The organism is Cellulomonas sp. (assembly GCF_035634735.1).
GTDB lineage: Bacteria > Actinomycetota > Actinomycetes > Actinomycetales > Cellulomonadaceae > Cellulomonas.
The window spans coordinates 1-14,064 of record NZ_DASQCJ010000198.1 but is presented as its reverse complement, the minus strand read 5'-3'; the positions used below and the strand labels follow the sequence as shown (position 1 = coordinate 14,064).

General features: G+C 76.2%; 14 protein-coding genes. All 14 read right to left on the bottom strand.

The annotated features are described in order from the left end of the window. Positions 1–29 precede the first annotated feature (29 nt). Positions 30–902: a prolipoprotein diacylglyceryl transferase gene (gene lgt, locus VER05_RS16340; protein WP_324846404.1), complete on the bottom strand. Its 873-nt coding sequence runs from the start codon at positions 900–902 to the stop codon at positions 30–32. A gap of 258 nt (positions 903–1,160) precedes the next feature. Beyond that, entirely contained in the window at positions 1,161–1,982 is an 822-nt protein-coding gene (gene trpA / locus VER05_RS16335; protein WP_324846373.1) for a tryptophan synthase subunit alpha, read from the bottom strand. Next, on the bottom strand, positions 1,979–3,253 hold the full coding sequence (gene trpB / locus VER05_RS16330) for a tryptophan synthase subunit beta (RefSeq protein ID WP_324846403.1): 1,275 nt from the start codon (positions 3,251–3,253) through the stop codon (positions 1,979–1,981). The genes trpA and trpB overlap by 4 nt, the downstream gene beginning before the upstream one ends. Positions 3,254–3,369: 116 nt before the next feature. Further along, positions 3,370–4,185 carry an indole-3-glycerol phosphate synthase TrpC gene (trpC, locus tag VER05_RS16325; protein ID WP_324846372.1) on the bottom strand — a complete coding sequence of 272 codons (816 nt, stop codon included), beginning with the start codon at positions 4,183–4,185 and terminating at the stop codon, positions 3,370–3,372. A gap of 230 nt (positions 4,186–4,415) precedes the next feature. Then, the gene (locus VER05_RS16320) at positions 4,416–5,057 is read right to left on the bottom strand and encodes a DUF4190 domain-containing protein (protein WP_324846371.1); all 642 of its coding nucleotides are present in this window, start codon (positions 5,055–5,057) and stop codon (positions 4,416–4,418) included. Between the two features lie 136 nt (positions 5,058–5,193). Then, positions 5,194–5,631 carry a DUF2752 domain-containing protein gene (locus VER05_RS16315; protein ID WP_324846370.1) on the bottom strand — a complete coding sequence of 146 codons (438 nt, stop codon included), beginning with the start codon at positions 5,629–5,631 and terminating at the stop codon, positions 5,194–5,196. 5 nt (positions 5,632–5,636) lie between these two features. Further along, the gene (locus tag VER05_RS16310) at positions 5,637–6,203 is read right to left on the bottom strand and encodes a DUF4190 domain-containing protein (RefSeq protein ID WP_324846369.1); all 567 of its coding nucleotides are present in this window, start codon (positions 6,201–6,203) and stop codon (positions 5,637–5,639) included. Between the two features lie 128 nt (positions 6,204–6,331). Further along, entirely contained in the window at positions 6,332–6,655 is a 324-nt protein-coding gene (locus VER05_RS16305) for an HGxxPAAW family protein (RefSeq protein ID WP_324846368.1), read from the bottom strand. Between the two features lie 97 nt (positions 6,656–6,752). After that, the gene (locus VER05_RS16300; protein ID WP_324846367.1) at positions 6,753–7,478 is read right to left on the bottom strand and encodes a Trp biosynthesis-associated membrane protein; all 726 of its coding nucleotides are present in this window, start codon (positions 7,476–7,478) and stop codon (positions 6,753–6,755) included. Further along, positions 7,475–9,040: an anthranilate synthase component I gene (locus tag VER05_RS16295; RefSeq protein ID WP_324846366.1), complete on the bottom strand. Its 1,566-nt coding sequence runs from the start codon at positions 9,038–9,040 to the stop codon at positions 7,475–7,477. Before VER05_RS16295 ends, VER05_RS16300 begins: the two co-directional genes overlap by 4 nt. Then, positions 9,037–9,456 carry a phosphoribosyl-AMP cyclohydrolase gene (hisI, locus tag VER05_RS16290; protein WP_324846365.1) on the bottom strand — a complete coding sequence of 140 codons (420 nt, stop codon included), beginning with the start codon at positions 9,454–9,456 and terminating at the stop codon, positions 9,037–9,039. Before hisI ends, VER05_RS16295 begins: the two co-directional genes overlap by 4 nt. Positions 9,457–9,532: 76 nt before the next feature. Further along, entirely contained in the window at positions 9,533–11,359 is a 1,827-nt protein-coding gene (locus VER05_RS16285) for an ABC transporter ATP-binding protein (RefSeq protein ID WP_324846364.1), read from the bottom strand. Continuing rightward, a complete protein-coding gene (locus tag VER05_RS16280; protein ID WP_324846402.1) occupies positions 11,356–13,275 on the bottom strand; it encodes an ABC transporter ATP-binding protein in 1,920 nt (639 codons plus the stop codon). Before VER05_RS16280 ends, VER05_RS16285 begins: the two co-directional genes overlap by 4 nt. Before the next feature lie 225 nt (positions 13,276–13,500). Continuing rightward, on the bottom strand, positions 13,501–14,064 hold a 564-nt coding region (locus tag VER05_RS16275; protein WP_324846363.1), incomplete at its 5' end, for a S1 RNA-binding domain-containing protein.

The window sequence follows — 14,064 nt, the reverse complement described above, 5'->3', positions numbered from 1 at the left end:
GAGGTGGGTCACACGGGCGTTCGCCGCGGTCAGCGGGCTGTTCCGTGCTCCGCCACCTCGTCGTCCTGCGTCTCGGTCTCGCGCAGGAGGGGCGTGGTCTCGCGTCCAGGATGACGACGTCCGACGACCACGAACGCTACCAGCGCCCCGAGGAGCACGAGGATCGACGTCCAGACGTTGAGCCGGAACGGGCCGATCATCTCCGCGGGGTCGATCCGCACGAGCTCGATCCAGAGCCGGCCGGTCGTGTAGACGATCACGTACAGCCAGAACGCCCGGCCGTGGCCGAGCCGCAGTCGGCGGTCGAGGTAGATGATCAGCGCGGCGCCGGCCAGGTTCCACAGCAGCTCGTACAGGAACGTCGGGTGGAACAGCGTGCCCGGCTCGTAGCCCGCCGGCAGGTGCGCCTCGTCGATCCGCAGACCCCAGGGCAGGGTCGTCGCGCCGCCGAACAGCTCCTGGTTGAACCAGTTGCCGAGCCGGCCGATCGCCTGGGCCACGAGCAGGCCGGGCGCCAGGGCGTCCGCGAACACCGGGAACGACACCCCGGCGCGGCGGCAGCCGATGTACGCGCCGACCGCGCCCAGCGCCACGGCGCCCCAGATGCCGAGGCCGCCCTCCCAGATGTACAGCGCGCGCACGGGGTCGCCGCCCGCGCCGAAGTACGCCTCCGGGGACGTGACGACGTGGTACAGCCGGCCGCCGACGATGCCGAACGGCACCGCCCAGAACACGATGTCGAGGACCTGCTCGGGGTCGCCGCCGCGCTCCTTCCAGCGGCGCTGGGTCATCAGCACCGCGACCACGATCCCGGCGAGGATCGCGAGCGCGTAGGCGCGCAGCGGCACGGGGCCGAGGTACCAGACGGCCTGCGGCGGGCTCGGGATCGCGGCGGGGATCATCACACCGGCACTGTATGCGACCTGGGCGCGCGCCCGGCGCGGCGGTCCGCGGGCGCCGGGCTCGCGGGGCGCGGCGGGCGGCCGGCGGGCGGCGCGGGCGGCGCGCGGCGGGGCGCGGCGGGGCGCGAGGTCGTCACAACGCGGCGAGGTCGTCACTCAGGAGTGACGACCTCGTCCGGTTGTGACGACCTGACGGGCGCCGGCGCGCCGGCGGGGGCCCCGGGACGGCTCGGCGGGCCAGCTGGTCCCCGGTGCGGCTCAGCGGGCGGTGCGGACGCCCTCGGCGAGCCCCGCGGCGACGGCCGCGACCGCCTCCAGCCCGGCCTCGCGCGTCTCCGCGCCCGCCAGCGCGCGCACGAAGGCCGAGCCCACGATGACGCCGTCCGCGTACCGGCCGATGTCGCGGGCCTGCTCCGGCTGCGACACGCCGAGCCCGACGCACACGTGCTCGGCGCCGGCCGCGCGGGTGTCGGCGACCAGCTGCTCGGCGCGGGCGCCGACCGTGGTCCGCTCCCCCGTCACGCCCATCGTCGAGGCCGCGTACACGAACCCGCGGGAGGCCGCGGCGGTCATCGCCAGGCGCTCCGGGGTGGACGACGGCGCGACCAGGAACACCCGGTCCAGGTCGTGCGCGTCGGACGCGGCCAGCCAGTCCTGCCCCTCGTCGGGGATGAGGTCCGGCGTGATCAGGCCCGCGCCGCCGGCGGCGGCCAGGTCGCGCGCGAACGCGTCGACGCCGTACCGCAGCACCGGGTTCCAGTACGTCATGACCAGCACGGGCGCGCCGGTGGCGGCGATCCGCTCGACCGCGCCGAACGCGTCCCGCACCCGGGTGCCCCCGGACAGCGCGACGTCGACCGCGTGCTGGATGACCGGGCCGTCCATCACCGGGTCGGAGTACGGCAGGCCGAGCTCGATCACATCGACGCCGGCCTCGACCATCGCGACGGCCGCGCGGACGGAGCCCTCGACGTCGGGGAAGCCGAGCGGCAGGTAGCCGACCAGGGCGCCGCGGCCCTCGGCCCGGAGCCGGTCGAGCGTGGCGCCGGTGCGCGACGTCGTCGCCTGGGTCCCGCTCACAGCTGCTCCCCCTCGTCGGCCTGGACGACCGGCTTGTCCTCGATCAGGTCGAACCACGCCGCCGCGGTGGCGACGTCCTTGTCCCCGCGCCCGGAGAGGTTCACCAGGACCACCGGCTCGCGGCCGTCCGGGGTGTCCCAGGTCGCGATCTCGCGGCCGAGCTGGATCGCGCCGGCCAGCGCGTGCGCCGACTCGATGGCCGGGATGATGCCCTCGGTCTGGCACAGGACGCGGAACGCCTCCATGGCCTCGGCGTCCGTGACCGGGCGGTACTCCGCGCGGCCGATGTCGTGCAGCCAGGCGTGCTCGGGGCCGACGCTCGGGTAGTCGAGGCCCGCGGAGACCGAGTGGCTGGGCAGCGTCTGGCCGTCGTCGTCCTGCAGCAGGTACGACTTGGTGCCCTGCAGCACGCCCGGCGAGCCGCCGCTGAACCGCGACGCGTGCCGCCCCGACGCGATGCCCTCGCCGCCGGCCTCGAAGCCGAACAGCCGCACCGACGGGTCGTCGAGGAACGCGTTGAAGATGCCCATGGCGTTCGAGCCGCCGCCGACGCACGCCGCGACGGCGTCGGGCAGCCGGCCGATCTCCTCCGCGAGCTGCGCCTTCGCCTCCTCGCCGATGATCTTGTGGAAGTCGCGCACCATCTCCGGGAACGGGTGCGGGCCGGTCACGGTGCCGAGCAGGTAGTGCGTGGTGTCGACGTTCGCGACCCAGTCGCGCAGCGCCTCGTTGATCGCGTCCTTGAGCGTGCGGGAGCCGATCGTCACCGGGACCACGGTCGCGCCGAGCAGCCGCATCCGGGCGACGTTGAGCGCCTGGCGCTGCGTGTCCTCCTCGCCCATGTAGACGACGCACTCGAGGTCGAGCAGCGCCGCCGCGGTCGCGGTGGCCACGCCGTGCTGGCCGGCGCCGGTCTCGGCGATGACGCGCGTCTTGCCCATCCGCTTCACCAGCAGCGCCTGGCCAAGCACGTTGTTGATCTTGTGCGAGCCGGTGTGGTTGAGGTCCTCGCGCTTGAGGAACACCCGGACGCCCGGCGCGACGTGCTCGGCGAACCGCTTCACCTCGGTCAGCGGGCTCGGCCGGCCGGTGTAGGTGCGGTGCAGCCGGGCCAGCTCCGCCGCGAAGGCCGGGTCGGCCGACGCCTTGTGGAACTCGGTGTCCAGCTCGTCCAGGGCGGCGATCAGCGCCTCCGGGACGAACCGGCCGCCGAAGTCGCCGAAGTACGGCCCGGCGTGCGTGGCCAGCGGCCCGCCCGGGCTGCTCGTCACCTGCGGACCCGTGCGTCCCGTCGTCACCGTGGTGCTCCTCGTGGCTCGTGCTGCGGGCCCGCGCTGCCGGCGGCGCCCTCGCTGGGGTCGGTCCGGCCGCGGGGCCGGGCCGGTGGCTACTGGCGGACCGCGCGCAGCGACGGGTGCGCGCCCGCCGCCACCAGGTCCGCGACCGACTGCCGCGGCGCGTCGTCCGTCACCAGGGCCTCGCCGACCAGCACGGCGTCGGCGCCGGCCCGGGCGTAGTCCATGACGTCGTGCGGCCCGCGCACGCCGGACTCGGCGACCTTCACGATGTCCGCCGGGATCGCCGGGGCCACCCGCGCGAACGTGCCGCGGTCCACCTCGAGCGTCTTGAGGTTCCGCGCGTTCACGCCGATCACCCGCGCGCCGGCGTCGACCGCGCGCACGACCTCCTCGGCGTCGTGCACCTCGACCAAGGCCGTCATGCCCAGCGAGTGCACCCGCTCGACGAGCGAGGTCAGCACCGTCTGCTCCAGCGCGGCGACGATGAGCAGGACCAGGTCCGCCCCGTGCGCCCGGGCCTCCCACACCTGGTACGGCGTGACGACGAAGTCCTTGCGCAGCACCGGGATGTCCACGGCGGCGCGGACGCTGTCCAGGTCCGTCAGGCTGCCGTTGAACTTCCGCTGCTCGGTCAGCACCGAGATGACGGTCGCGCCGCCCTTCTCGTACTCCGCGGCGAGCGCGGCCGGGTCGGTGATCGTGGCCAGCGCGCCCTTGCTCGGGCTGGAGCGCTTGACCTCGGCGATCACGGTCACCGCGTCCTCGAGGCGCAGCCGCGCCACGCAGTCGATCGCGCCGGGGACGCGCGCCGCGCGCTCCTTGAGCTCGGCCAGGGGCGTGGCCGCCTCGCGCACGGCGAGGTCCTCGCGCACGCCAGCCACGATGTCGTCCAGCACGGTGCCCATCGGCGTCTCTTCTCCCCCGAGATCGGCGGCGGCGCGCCTCAGGGCACGGGAGCCGGCGGGGCTCCTCGGCGGGACCGGCCGCGGCTGACCACCGTGACGCGGGTCTCGTCCGACCACCTCGGCCATCGTACGGGCGCCGCGCACCACTCCTGACCACGGGCCAGCGGGTGGGACGGGGTGGCCGGGCGGGGGCCGGGCGGGCGCCGGGCGCGGAGCTCGGCGGGCCGGGGTCAGAAGCCGGAGTAGCCGGACGGGTTGGTGAACGCGTCCGCGAAGCCGATGAAGAAGAACAGGACCCAGCCCGCGCAGGCGATCGAGCCGAGGATCAGCCCGGCCAGCGACAGGCCGCCGTTGTTCGCCTCACCGCGCTGCGCGGCCTTGCGGCCGAGCACGCCGGTGATGATCGCCGGGATGCCGGCGAGCGGGCCGAAGCACACGAAGCTGGCGATGCCGAGGGCCAGCGACCAGACGCCGAGGCTGTTCCTGGGGTAGCCGTACACGGGCACGTAGGACCCGCCCGGGTAGCCGCCGTACGGCGCCGCGGGGTAGGCCCCGGCGTACGGGTCCTGGCCGTAGCCGGGCTGCTGGCCGTAGGGCTGCTGCGCGGCGTAGGGGTCGACGGCGCCGTACGGCTGCTGCGCGGCGTAGGGGTCACCGGCACCGTACGGCTGCTGCGCGGCGTACGGGTCCGGCGCGCCGTACGGCTGCTGCGGGCCGGGGGGCTGCGGCGCCGGGTACGGGTCTGCCGAGCCGTACCCCGGGGCGCCCGAGCCCGTCCCCGGCTGGTCCCAGGTCGGCTGGTAGCCGTCGCCCGTCCCGCCGGTGCCCGGCTGCTCGCGGTACGGGTCCGTGGGCTGGTCGGGCGTGGTCACGGGCGGCCTCCTGGTGTGCGGGTCGGCGCACGGCGCGCCGCCGCTCGGCATCCTAGGGACGACCCGCGACCCCGTGGCGCGCCGACCCGCCGGTTCACCCGCCCGCCGCGCACCTGCCCGGCGCGCACCCGCCGCGTCAGGGCGCGAGCAGGCCGGCCCAGGCCGGCACGTTCCGGGCGACGCTGTACAGCACCACCACCGCCGCGGCGGCGAGCGCCACCGAGGCGGGCGGGGCGGCGGCCCGGCGCCCGGTGCGCGCCGCGCGCACGAGCCAGCGCGCCCACAGCGCGAGGAGCACCGGCACCAGCAGGACCCAGAGCGGGTTCATCGCCCAGGCTCCCGCGAGGTCGCCGACGAGCAGGTCGTGGGTCGCCCGCAGGCCGCCGCAGCCCGCGCAGTACACGCCGGTGAGCGCGTAGAGCGGGCAGGCGCCCCAGGAGCCGGGCTCGTGCGGGTCGACCAGCACGAGCCCGAGCGCGGCGACGGCCGCCCCGCCCGCGACCAGCAGCGGTGCCCGGGCGGCGCGCAGCCGCGCGCGGGGCGCGAGGGTCTCGGGAGGGGCGGCCGTGGCCACGTGCGTCAGTACGTCGAGTTGTTGACGGTGTCGAAGTAGGCGGCGAGGCCACCGGTCGCGGCGGCGATGATCAGGAAGATCAGGCCGACCACCTGCAGGCCGGTCACCACCCAGGACACGATGTAACCGGCGTTCGCGAGCGACCCGTTGTTCGCCTCGCCGCGGGCCACGGCCTGCTTCGCCTTCGAGCCGACGATGATGCCGGGGATGCTGGTGAAGATCGAGCAGACGAAGAACCCGACGATGCCGAGCACCAGCGACCACACGGCCAGGTTGTTCTTCGGGTAGAAGCCGCTGCCGTAGCCCTGGGCACCGCCCGGGTACGCGGGCTGGCCGTAGCCGCCCTGGCCGTAGCCGCCGGACTGCGCGTAGCCGCCCTGGCCCTGGTCGCCGCCCGCGTACGAGCCGTACTGCGGGACGCCGCCGGCCTGGCCCCCCTGACCGGACTGGCCGTAGGGGTCGCCCGCGCCGGGCGTGCTGCCGGGGTACTGCGGCGTGGCACCCGACTGGTCACCGGAGCCCTGCCCGTCGGGGGCGGAGTACGGGTCCTGCGGCTGGTTCGGGGTCGACATGATCGGCTCCTCCATCGGGATCAGGCGCGGCGTCCGCCCTGGTGGGCGGCCGTCCGACATCCCCCCAGGTCTACCGGAGCGGGCGCGCGGCGTCCACCGCGTCCCGGTCCGCGACCGGGGGACGGACCTCAGTGACCGCCGGTGCGGCGCGCCTTCTCGATCGTGTGCTTCCCGCCCTGGCCGTAGCCGAGCACCTGGAGCACCTTGCCGACGACGACCCCGAGCAGGGCGACGGCCAGGCCCGCCCAGAACAGCCACATGAGCCCGAAGACCAGGCCGAGGGCGCCGGCCGTCGAGCCGACGAGGACCACGATCGTCGTGGTCCAGGCGGCGGTGGTGTGCCCGTGGTTGGTCGGCGGGGCCTTCGGCGGCAGCCGCAGCGTCTCCGTCCCCGGGACCTGCTGGGCACGCCCGGTCGCGACGCCGGAGGAAGTGAGCGACTGCTCGACCATCGTGGAACACCTTTCATGACTGTGTGTCGCAAACCCTAGCGGACCGCGCGGGCCTGCTCAGGTCGGGCGCGCGGCCGCCGGGGCCGGCGCGCGGGGTTCAGGTGGGGTCGTCCCCGCGGGTCAGCGCGTCCCAGGTGCTGCGCTCGTCGGGCTCGTCGCCGCCCGCCGGGGCCGCGCCCGCGGACCCCGCCGCAGCGCCCGCGGCCGCGCCCGTGGCCCCGGGGGCCGCGGACGCGCCCGCGCCCGCGCCGGCCCGCTCGTACCGGTCGGTCGGCGCGACCCAGCTCGCGGACGCCCGGGCGAGCCCGACGGCCGCCGCGACGACGAGCACCCCGAGCGCCGCGGCGACCCACGGCCAGACGGCGACCTGCACCGCCCCCGTGAGGTTCGACACGCCCGTCGCGTCCGCCGCGGCGCGCTCGGCCGTGGCCGTCGCCCCCGGGCGCGCCCCGAGCGCCGACGCCACGACCAGCGCGCCGGCGGCGGCCACGACGACCACCACCACCCAGCGCCCGATCCGGCCGACCAGCCCGAGGGCGCCGGCCGCGGCGAGCAGCACCAGCGCGGCGGCCACCAGGCCGGGCGCCGCGACCGTGCCGCGGACGGCGATCGCCACCGCGTCGCCGAGCGCGTTCGCGCCGGTCGCGGTGATCCACACCGGCAGCGCGGTCAGCGCGACCAGGCCGGAGAGCAGCAGCAGCCCGAGCACCCAGCGGCCCCGGCGGCCACGGGTGCGCGGAGCCGCCGCGGGCCCCGCACCCGGCGCGGCGGGCTCCGCCCCCGGCGTGCCCAGCGGCTCCGCTCCCCCGGTCGTCCCGGTCACGGGGCGCCGACCGCCCGGAGCCGGGACGCGACCTGCACGGCGCGCACCGCGGCCGCGGCCTTGTCCCGGGACTCCTGGTACTCGGTCGCCGGCACCGAGTCCGCGACGATGCCAGCGCCCGCCTGCACGCTCGCCCGGCCGTCCCGGATCAGCGCGGTGCGGATCGCGATCGCCATGTCCATGTCGCCCGCCAGGTCGAAGTAGCCCACCGTGCCGCCGTAGATGCCGCGGCGCGCGGGCTCGATCTCGTCGATCAGCGCGATCGCCCGCGGCTTCGGCGCCCCGGACAGCGTGCCGGCGGGGAACGTCGCGGTGAACGCCCCGAGCGCGGTCGCACCGGCGCGCAGCCGCCCGACGACGGTCGAGCAGATGTGCATGATGTGGCTGAACCGCCGCACGGCCATGAACTCGACGACCTCGACGGTCGCGGGCTCGCAGACCTTGACCAGGTCGTTGCGGCTGAGGTCCACCAGCATGAGGTGCTCGGCGCGCTCCTTGGGGTCCGCGAGCAGCTCGTCGTGCAGCGCGCGGTCCTCCTCGGGCGTCGCCCCGCGCGGCCGCGACCCGGCGATCGGGAACGTCGTGACGTGCCCCTCGGTGACCTTGACCAGCGTCTCCGGGCTCGACCCCACGACCGCGAAGTCGCGGCCGTCGGCGTCCTGCAGCTGCAGGTAGTACATGTACGGGCTCGGGTTGATCGTCCGGAGCACGCGGTAGACGTCGAGCGGCGCGGCCGGGCAGTCCAGGTCGAGGCGCTGGGACAGCACCACCTGGAACACCTCGCCGTCGACGATCGCCTCCTGGCCGCGCGCGACGGCGGCCTCGTACTCGGCGGCGGTCGACCGGAACTCGAGCGGGGGCGCGGGCGCGTCCACCAGGTGCGCGGCGGCGGGCGCCGTCGGGCGCAGCAGCGCCTCCTGCATCGCGTCCAGCCGGGCCACGGCGTCGGCGTGCGCCTCGTCCACCCGGGCGTCGGTGCCGTCGAAGTTGATCGCGTTCGCCACCAGCCAGACCGAGCCGTCCCGGTGGTCGGTCACCGCGAGGTCGCTGGCGAGCAGCAGCGTCATCTCGGGCACGCCGAGCTCGTCGGGCGCCGCGGCCGGCAGCGTGGGCTCCCAGTGCCGCACGACGTCCCAGCCCAGCGCCCCGACCAGCCCGCCGGTCAGCGGGGGCAGGCCCGGCACGGCCGGGGTGCGGAGCACCTCCAGCGTCTCGCCGAGCACCGCGAGCGGGTCGCCCTCGGTCGGCACGCCCGCCGGCACGTCGCCGGTCCACACCGCGCGGCCGTCCCGCACGGTCAGCGTCGCCCGGGACCGCACGCCGACGAACGACCACCGGGACCAGGAGCCGTCCTGCTCGGCGGACTCGAGGACGAACGTCCCCGGACGGCCCGCGGCCAGCGTGCGGTAGAGGCCGACCGGGGTGGTGTCGTCGGCGAGCAGCCGGCGCACCACCGGGATCACCCGGCGGGTGGCGGCGAGGTCGCGGAACTCGCCGAGCGCGGGCCAGGTGGCGCCCCACGGCACGTCGACGGGGGTGGTCGCGGGCGCGGCGGCGGTCATCCGTGCTGCTCCGTCGCGGCGGGGCGCTCCCCCACGACCGCGCCCAGCGAGCCGCCGGCCTCGAAGCAGGTGCGCGTGCCCGTGTGGCAGGCCGCGCCCACCTGGTCGACCCGGACGAGCAGCGCGTCGCCGTCGCAGTCGAGGGCGACGGACTTCACGTACTGCGCGTGCCCGGAGGTGTCGCCCTTGCGCCAGTACTCCTGGCGGGACCGGCTCCAGAACACCACCCGGCCGCCGGTCAGCGTGCGGTGCAGGGCCTCGTCGTCCATCCAGCCGAGCATGAGCACCTCGCCGGTGTCGTGCTGCTGCACCACCGCCGCGACCAGGCCGGACGCGTCGCGGCGCAGGCGCGCGGCGAGGTCCGGGTCGAGGGGGCTGGGGGTGCCCGCCGGGGCGGGGGTCTGCGTCTCGCTCACGCCCCCGATCCTCCCACGACGCGGCGGCGCGGGCCGTGGCCGGCCGCCCCGCGGACCGCCTCCCGCGCCCCGGGCGTCAGCGGGTCTGCGCCACCCAGGCCCGGTGCATCGCCGCGTACACGCCGTCGTCGGCCACCAGGTCCTCGTGCGGCCCGAGCTCGACCACGTGCCCGGCGTCGACCACGACGACCAGGTCCGCCGCCTCGGCGGTCGACAGGCGGTGCGCGATCGTCACGGTGCTGCGCCCGGTGGTCAGCGAGTCGAGCGCGCGGGCGATCCGCACCTCGGTGGCCGGGTCGACCGCCGACGTGGCCTCGTCCAGCACCAGCAGGTCGGCGTCCGCGAGGTAGGCGCGGGTCAGCGCGACGAGCTGCCGCTCCCCCGCCGACAGCGCCTCGCCGCGCTGGCCGACCGGCGTGTCGAGCCCGGCGGGCAGCTCGGCGACCCAGTCGGTCAGCCCGAGCTCGGCGAGCGCGGCGCGGAGCCGGGGCTCCGCCTCGGCCGGGGTCGGTGCGGCGTGGTCGTCGCCGTCGCGCAGGCCGTAGACCAGGTTCTCCGCGAGCGTGGCGTCGAACAGGAACCCCTCCTGCGGCACCATGACGACCCGGCGGCGCAGGTCCTCGGTGCGGACGGTGCGCAGGTCGGTGCCGTCGAGCAGCACGGCGCCCCGCGTCGGGTCCATCAGGCGGGTGACGAGCTTGGCGATCGTCGTCTTGCCGGAGCCGGTCGCGCCCACCACGGCCACCGAGCGGCCGGCCGGCAGGTGCAGGTCGACCTCGTGCAGCACCGGCGGCCCGTCGGGGTAGGCGAAGCCGACGCCCCGCAGCTCGACGGCGGCCGGGCCGCGCGGCGACGGGACGCCGCGCGGGCCGGGGGCGGCCACCTGCACGGGCGTGTCGATGATGCCCAGCACCCGGCGCCAGCCGGCGACGGCGTTCTGCAGCTCGTTGAGCACCTCGGTGGCCTGCTGGACCGGGCCGGTGAACAGCTGCACCAGGAACAGGAACGCGAGCAGCCGGCCGACGCTGAGGTCCCCGGCGACCCCGAGCGCGGTGCCCGCGACGACCACGACCGCGAGCACGAGGTTCGCCACCAGCACGCCCGAGGAGAACACCAGCGACACCGTGTTCTGCGCCCGGACCATCGCGTTCCGGGTCGCGCCGATCCGCTCGTCCACGTTCTTCTGCACCCGGCGCTGCACGCCGTACGCGCGGATGGTCTCCGCGCCGACGACCGCCTCGGACACGGCGCCGAGCATGGCGCCGACCCGCTCGCGCACGGTCGTGTACGCGACGTTCACCCGCCGCTGCAGCGGGCGCAGCGCGAGCACGAGCGGCCCGAAGCACAGCCAGACCAGGATCGTCAGCTGCCAGGAGTAGACGGCCATCAGCACGGTCGCGACCAGCACCTGCAGCGTGGAGACGAGCAGCATGATGCCGCCCCACTGCACGAACATCGAGATGGTGTCGACGTCGGAGGTCACCCGGGAGACCAGCGAGCCGCGCCGCTCCGTGTTCTGGGTCAGCACCGACAGGTCGTGCACGTGCCGGAACGCGCGGACGCGCAGCTGGGCGAGGCCGGCCTCGCTCGCGCGGAACAGCCGGACGTTGACCAGCGCGGAGCACAGGCCGCCCGCGACCAGCGCGACGGTCGCGGCGAGCACCAGCGTCACGACCCGGCGCACGTCCGGCCCGCCCTCGGCGAGGATGCCGGTGTCCATCACCTGCTGCACCGCGATCGGGACGACCACCTTGCCCGCCGCGGCGAGCGTGGCGAGCACGAACGTGACCCCGATGCCCTGCACCAGCTGCGGCGACACCTCGATGCCGCGGCGCAGCGTGCCCATGACCCCGCGGTGTGCGCCGCCGAAGCCCTGCGCCCCCGCCTGCTGCTCGGCGCTCATCGGGCCCCCTCCGCGTCCAGCTCGTCCTCGTCCTGCTCGGCGTGCTCGTCCACGTCGGCGCGCTCGTCGGCCGCGGCCGCCTCGGCGTCCAGCGCCTCGGCCCGGCGCGCCGCGCGCCGCTCGGACTCCTGCTCGTAGGCCGTCGCCAGCTCCGCGTACCCGGGGTCCCGTGCCAGCAGCTCGGCGTGCGTGCCGTGGTCGACCACCCGGCCGCCGGCCAGGTGCACCACCTCGTCGGCGAGCAGCACCGACGACATCCGGTAGGCCACCAGCAGCACCGTCGGGCCGCTCGCGTCGCCGCGCGCGTGCGCCCGCAGCCCGGTGAGGATGTCCTGCTCCACCCGCGGGTCGACCGCCGAGGTGGCGTCGTCCAGCACGAGCAGCCGGGGCCGGCGCACCAGGGCGCGCGCGATCGCGAGCCGCTGCCGCTGGCCGCCGGACAGGTTGGAGCCGCGCTCGCCCAGCCGGGCGTCGAGGCCGCCGGGCAGGTCGCGCACCACGCCGTCGACCCGGGCGAGCCGCAGCGCGGCCCACACCTCGTCGTCCGAGGGCGCGTCGGGGTCGTCGGCGTCGCGCAGCGTCACGTTGCCGCGCACGGTGTCCTCGAACACGAAGGTCTGCTGGCCGACCAGCACCACCTGGTCGGTGAGGTCGCCCGGCACGAGGTCCCGGACGTCGGTGCCGTCGACCTCGACGGTGCCGGTGCTCGGGTCGGTCAGGCGCGGCACGAGCGACACGAGCGTCGTCTTGCCGGCGCCGGTCGGGCCCACGACCGCGACCACCCGCCCCGGCGCGACGTCCAGGTCGACCCCGCCCAGCAGCTCGATCGGGCCCGCGGGGCCCGGGACCTGCACGCCGACGCCGGACATCCGCAGCGCGGCGCCGCCGCCCGCGGCCCGGGCCAGCGGCCGCGCGCCCGCGACGAGCTCGCCCTCGGCGTCGACGACCCGGGCCACCCGCTCGTGCCCGACCAGGCCGCGCGGCAGCTCGCCGAGCACCCAGCCGAACGCGCGCACCGGGACCGCCATGAGCGTGAGCAGGTACGCGGCCGCGACGATGTCGCCGGTGCCGACCGCGCCGGCCTGCACCCGCCAGACGCCGACGAGCAGCACCAGGAGCGTGCCGAGGTTCGGCAGCATGTCGATGACGGGGTCGAAGTAGGCCCGCACGACGCCCACCCGCACGTTCGCGTCCCGGAGCTGGCCGGCGCGCTCGGCGAACCGGCGCTCCTCCCGCTCCTCGGTGCCGAGCGACTTGACCAGCAGCGCGGCCTCGAAGCTCTCGTGCGCGATGTCGGCGACCTCGGCGCGCAGCTGCTGCGCGCGGGTCGCCGCCGGGGACATCCGGCGCTGGAAGACGAGGTTCGCCACCACGGCGGCGGGCAGGACGGCCATCGCGGCGACGGCGAGCCACACGTCGGTGCTGAACAGCGCGACGGCGGCGACGCCGATCATCACGACGACGCCCAGCGCGAACGGCAGCGGGTTGAACACACCCGTCGCGGCCTCGACGTCGGCGGACGCGTTGGACAGCAGCTGCCCGGTCGGGTGCGCGCGGTGCCAGGTCATCGGCAGCCGCAGGTACTGCCGGGTGACCGCGCGGCGGTGCATCGCCTGCTGGTCCGCCACGCCCATGCCGGCGAAGATCCGGCGGCCGGCGACCGCGGCGGCGAGCGACACCGCGACCAGCGCGAGCACCCCGCCCGCGACCCAGATCCGGCCGCGCGCGTCGGCGTCCCCGCCGAGCGCCGGGACCACGACGGAGTCGGTGGCCCAGCCCAGCACCCGGCTGATCGCGACGGTCAGCGCGCCGTACGCGGCCGAGGTGCCGATGGCCAGCACGTACGTCCGCGGCTGGGAGGCGATGCCGCGGCCCAGCAGCAGCAGGGAGCGCCGCAGCACCGACCCGGTGAGCATCGCCGGACGGGGCGTGGTGGAGCGCGCGGGCACAGCACGGCCTTTCACTTCAGGGGGTGGCGGCGTCGTCGATCCTCTCACGGGCCACCCACAGGTGAGACGGCGGGGTCGCACCAGGTGAGACGCGCGGGCCCGCGGCCCGGGCCCGGGAACGCCGACGGGCCGGCCACCCGGAGGTGGCCGGCCCGTCGGACCGGTGGCCGGGCGGGACGCCCGGCGGTCGGCTCAGTTGCCGGTGAGCTTCTCGCGGAGCGCGGCCAGGGCCTCGTCCGACGCGAGCGTGCCGGTCGCCTCCTGGGCCGGGGCCGAGGAGTACGAGGAGGACGAGCTCGAGGAGGAGGACGACGACGAGGAGCCGGCGTCGCCGCCACCCGCCGCGGCCTCCGCGTCGGCCTGGACGGCGTCCAGGACCTGCTTGCGGTGCGCCTCCCAGCGCTCGTGCGCCTGGGCGTACTGCGCCTCCCAGGTCTCGCGCTGGGACTCGTAGCCCTCGAGCCACTCGTTGGTGGTCGGGTCGAAGCCCTCGGGGTACTTGTAGTTCCCCTCCTCGTCGTACTCGGCCGCCATGCCGTACAGCGCGGGGTCGAAGTCCTCGGAGGTCGGGTCGAAGCCCTCGTTCGCCTGCTTGAGCGACAGCGAGATGCGGCGGCGCTCCAGGTCGATGTCGATGACCTTGACGAACACGTCGTCGCCGACCTGGACGACCTGCTCCGGGATCTCGACGTGGCGCACGGCCAGCTCCGAGATGTGCACCAGGCCCTCGATGCCGTCCTCGACGCGCACGAACGC

Bases quoted from the DNA above. Each gene is read 5' to 3' on its own strand.
- lgt (WP_324846404.1), bottom strand. From the start codon at position 902: ATGATCCCCGCCGCGATCCCGAGCCCGCCGCAGGCCGTCTGGTACCTC.
- trpC (WP_324846372.1), bottom strand. From the start codon at position 4,185: ATGGGCACCGTGCTGGACGACATCGTGGCTGGCGTGCGCGAGGACCTC.
- VER05_RS16310 (WP_324846369.1), bottom strand. From the start codon at position 6,203: ATGTCGACCCCGAACCAGCCGCAGGACCCGTACTCCGCCCCCGACGGG.
- VER05_RS16305 (WP_324846368.1), bottom strand. From the start codon at position 6,655: ATGGTCGAGCAGTCGCTCACTTCCTCCGGCGTCGCGACCGGGCGTGCC.
- VER05_RS16295 (WP_324846366.1), bottom strand. From the start codon at position 9,040: ATGACCGCCGCCGCGCCCGCGACCACCCCCGTCGACGTGCCGTGGGGC.
- VER05_RS16285 (WP_324846364.1), bottom strand. From the start codon at position 11,359: ATGAGCGCCGAGCAGCAGGCGGGGGCGCAGGGCTTCGGCGGCGCACAC.
- VER05_RS16280 (WP_324846402.1), bottom strand. From the start codon at position 13,275: ATGCTCACCGGGTCGGTGCTGCGGCGCTCCCTGCTGCTGCTGGGCCGC.